Consider the following 3,992-nt stretch of genomic DNA (forward strand, 5'->3'; position numbering starts at 1 on the left):
CGAGGGTGCTTTCGTGACCCGGCTCGGCGTCTTCGTGGATCATCGGGGTAACGGTGGCGGGCTTGTCGAGAGTCGTGCTGTCGTCGGGGGTCACGTCATGCTCCATCGCGCTGTGATCTTCGCGGAGGAAACCCGCAACCAGCGGGGGACGTTCCATTTTTCCGGTCTCGGTCCACCGCACCCCATGCAGGACGAACCGAGCAACGGCCGGCGCCGACGCGCGTTGTGCCCTCATCATCCCGAAAGGAAAAACCCATGGCCTATGCGAATGCCAAGGACGGCACCGACCTCTATTACAAGGATTGGGGCAAGGGTGCGCCGGTTGTCCTGCTCCACGGCTGGCCGCTGACTGGCGACACGTTCGACGACGCCGCGCTGCGCCTGGCCGAGAATGGTTGCCGCGCGATCATCCCCGACCGTCGTGGCTTTGGGCGGTCCGACCAGCCGTGGGACGGCTATGATTACGACACGTTCGCCGACGACGTCACCGCAATCCTCGACGATGCCGGCATCACCGAGCCGGTCGCGCTGGTCGGCTTTTCGATGGGGGGAGGCGAAGTCGCGCGTTACCTGACCAAATATGGTGCCGAGCGGGTGAGCAAGGCCGTGCTGATCAGCGCCGTCGTGCCCTACATGCTCCAGACCGACGACAATCCCAACGGCGTGCCGCAGGCGACGTTCGACGAGATGACCGCCGGCATGAAGAAAGACCGCGAACATTTCTTCAAGGGCTTTTTCAAGGACTTCTACGGGGTCGGCGCGATATCGTCACCGGTCAGCGACGAAGTGCTGATGAACAGCTGGCGGCAGACGATGATGGCCGGGCTCAGGCCGACCGTGGCGGCGGCGCAGGCTTTTGCCACGACCGACTTCCGGCCCGACCTGAAGAGCTTCACCGTGCCGACACTGGTCATCCACGGCACCGCCGACAAGACTGTGCCGATCGATGCAACCGGGCGCGTCGTCGCGCGCGAAGTGCCTGGCGCGAAGCTGATCGAATATGACGGCTCGGCCCACGGCCTGTTCGCGACCGACAAGGAACGACTGATCGGGGACCTTGTTCAGTTCCTGACCGGCCAGGCGGGCGCGATGGACCCGGCGGGGGATCAGCGCAGCGCGATCCCGCTGCGGCAGGAGATGTAGCGTCAATTAACCTAAATCGTCAGCCCGGCCTTGAGCCGGGCCAGGGCTTCTTTCGTTAAACCGGACGATCAGCCTTGCCCCGGGTCAAGCCCGGGGTGGCGAGTGAGGCGACGATATTAGCCCGCGCTGCCCGAACTGACTTCGTCCGACGTCCCCGCCACCTCCGGCGCCGCGCCACGCTTGTCCAACTCCATCCAGTCGCGGAACGGCAGGTGATAGAGCATGTCCATCACTTCGAACTCCAAACCACCCGGCTGGCTGGTATTGCTGTTCCACAACGCCACCACACCGCTCTTCGTCACCGGATCGAATAAAATCAGCGAGCGATAACCGGTCACGCCGCCGCGATGACCGACGATACGATGCCCGGCATAGTCATAGCTGCGCCAACCCAGTCCGTACCACGGATCGCGCACCCGCTCGGCGAACTTGCGCATCCGCCCCTGCTCGCTCGGGGTCTTGACCCGTGGCTGATGAATCGTCGCCAGCAGTTGTGGTGACAGGACGTCAGGCATGCCGCCGGTCTGGGCGATCATCCACAGCGCGAAATCCTTGATATTGCTGTTGATCCCGCCCGCCGCCGGCACCTTGTAGTAATTGTCCGATCCTTCGAGAAGGCGCCGCCCGACACTGTGCGGCCGCGCCCAGCTTAATGCACTTTCCAACCCGCGCCGCGTGACGCTGGCCGAGCGCATCCCGATCGGGTCGAACAGCATCGATTGGACCGCGTCCGGGTACGGCTTGTTCGTCGCCCGCGCGACCATCTCGCTCGACGCATCATAGGCGACGTTCTGATAGTCCCAACACGTCCCCGGCGCGCACACCGCGTTCAACTGGCTGAGGCTGGCGCGCAGGATATTGGGGTCCTGCCCTTCCTCCAGCTTGTTGTCATAGGCGTTCCGATACAGGCCCAGCCGGTGGCTCAGCAGGTCGACCACCGTCGCGCTCTGCTCTCCATAATTGGGCAAATGCAAGCTGGTCGAATAGCGCGCGACCGGCGCGTTCAGATCGATCTTGCCCTGCTCGGCGAGCTTGGCAACCATCGTCGCCGCCAGCCCTTTGGAACAGCTCGCCCAGCGGAACACCGTTTCCGGCGTGACCCGCTCGCCCGACCCCGCCGCCGTCTCGCCATAACCCGACAGGAAGGTGATCCGGCCATGCTCGATCACCCCGACCGCCAGTCCGACCATCGTCGGCTTGGCCGCCATCCGCTTTAGCCGCGCGTCGAGCAGCGCATAATCGACGTCGTGCCGATCCGACAGCGACAGCTTGGCCAGCTTGAGGTGGGCCACCGATTGAGGCTTGCGCGAAACGGTCGTCGAGCGATGCGGGGCGGCCAGCGCCACCGCCCCGGCCAGCGCGGCCAGTCCAGCGAGACCCATGATGTGCTTGCGTTCCAGAACCATTCCTCCCGTTTCCGCCTTGGCCGCGCCCAGCGGGGCGCTCAACGGCCCGAGTCCGGCGCTGCGGCCAAGCGAGCGCCCCGAGCGACGAAACTGGCAATCGCCTGCCTGCTCGCCTAAGCCTTGGCCGCTATGCGGTTCCTGCGCCTCCTTTTGTGGCTCTTCCTCCTGCTGCTCGCGGCGCTGTTCCTCGGGCGCAACTGGACCGACGTGACGGTCGACCTGTGGGGCGACATGCAAGCCGATGTGAAGCTGCCGCTACTGCTGGTACTCGTATTCCTCTTCGGCTGGCTGCCGACCTCGGCGCTGTGGCGGTCGCGGCTATGGCACACGAAGCGCGAGCATGCGCTGTCCCAGCGCCTCGCCACCCCGCCGCCGCCCGAGTCGTTCGAAGAGGACACCCGCCCGTGACCCGCCCGATTCCATGACCCGGCCGATCTATGTCGCGATCGACACGCCTGACCTCGAACAGGCGCGCGCCCTCGTCAAGGCAGTTCAGGGCCATGCCGGCGGCATCAAGCTCGGCCTCGAATTCTTCTGCCACAACGGCCGCGCGGGAGTGATGGACCTTGCCCACCTCGGTCTGGCGATCTTTCTTGACCTGAAGCTGCACGACATTCCCAATACAGTCGCCAAGGCGGTGCTGGCGCTGCGCCCGTTCGAACCGGCGATCCTGACCGTTCACGCCGCCGGCGGTCGGGCAATGATGGAGGACGCCAAGGCCAGCGCGCCTGCGGGCACGAAGGTCGTCGCGGTGACCATGCTGACCAGCCTCGACCAGGCCGACCTTACATCGACCGGTATCGGCGGCGCTCCCCGCGCCCAGGTCGAGCGTCTGGCCATGCTGGCGAAGGAGGCAGGCCTCGACGGCATCGTCTGTTCGGGCCAGGAAGTCGCGGCGGTGCGCAAGGCGTGGCCGACCGGGTTTCTGGTCGTCCCCGGCATCCGCCCCGCCGACAGCGCTACCGCCGACCAGAAACGCGTGATCACCCCGCGCGCGGCGATGGACGCGGGAGCCTCGGTGCTGGTGATCGGCCGACCGATTACCGCAGCCGAAGATCCAGTCGCAGCGCTACGGGCGATCGAGGCGTCGCTCTAGGCCACCGCGTCATGGACAATCCGCTCCGCCCGGCATAATCCGCGCGCCATGCAAGGTTCTTCCCGATGAGCTGGCTCGACCGCGTCCGCAACGGCATCCCCTTCCTACCCAAGCGGCAGGTCGCGGATAATTTGTGGCACAAGTGCGCCGAATGCGGGTCGATGGTGTTCACCAAGGAGTGGGAGGATAATCTCTTCGTCTGCCCGCGGTGCGATCACCATGACCGCATCGGCCCGGCGGCGCGGTTCGACATGCTGTTCGATGATGGCCAGTATCGCCTGTTGCCGACGCCCGAAGTCCGCGAAGACCCGCTCAAGTTCAAGGACAGCAAGCGCTACGTCGACCGG

Annotated in this window: 4 protein-coding genes and 1 pseudogene; 4 read left to right on the forward strand and 1 reads right to left on the reverse strand. The window is 65.5% G+C overall.

What is annotated here, in order from left to right; translation table 11 throughout:
- The first annotated feature begins 255 nt into the window (after positions 1 to 255).
- Positions 256 to 1,143, forward strand: a complete 888-nt coding sequence (locus RMN84_RS00160) for an alpha/beta hydrolase (RefSeq protein ID WP_309610189.1) — start codon at positions 256 to 258, stop codon at positions 1,141 to 1,143.
- 116 nt (positions 1,144 to 1,259) lie between these two features.
- Here the strand turns inward: RMN84_RS00160 and RMN84_RS00165 are convergent, their stop codons facing one another.
- A complete protein-coding gene (locus RMN84_RS00165; RefSeq protein WP_309610190.1) occupies positions 1,260 to 2,591 on the reverse strand; it encodes a serine hydrolase domain-containing protein in 1,332 nt (443 codons plus the stop codon).
- Between the two features lie 78 nt (positions 2,592 to 2,669).
- Here RMN84_RS00165 and RMN84_RS00170 point away from each other — a divergent pair, with 78 nt between their 5' ends.
- The 3 genes and pseudogenes from RMN84_RS00170 to RMN84_RS00180 form a co-directional block, all read left to right on the forward strand.
- Positions 2,670 to 2,957 carry a hypothetical protein gene (locus RMN84_RS00170; protein ID WP_309610191.1) on the forward strand — a complete coding sequence of 96 codons (288 nt, stop codon included), beginning with the start codon at positions 2,670 to 2,672 and terminating at the stop codon, positions 2,955 to 2,957.
- 13 nt (positions 2,958 to 2,970) lie between these two features.
- Positions 2,971 to 3,645, forward strand: coding sequence for an orotidine-5'-phosphate decarboxylase (pyrF, locus tag RMN84_RS00175; protein WP_309610192.1), 675 nt, complete (start codon positions 2,971 to 2,973; stop codon positions 3,643 to 3,645).
- Between the two features lie 65 nt (positions 3,646 to 3,710).
- Positions 3,711 to 3,992 (forward strand): annotated as a pseudogene (locus RMN84_RS00180) (acetyl-CoA carboxylase carboxyl transferase subunit beta); the annotation flags it as partial.

Origin of the sequence: Sphingomonas sp. (assembly GCF_031380695.1) — a bacterium.
In the GTDB taxonomy this organism is placed as follows: domain Bacteria; phylum Pseudomonadota; class Alphaproteobacteria; order Sphingomonadales; family Sphingomonadaceae; genus Sphingomicrobium.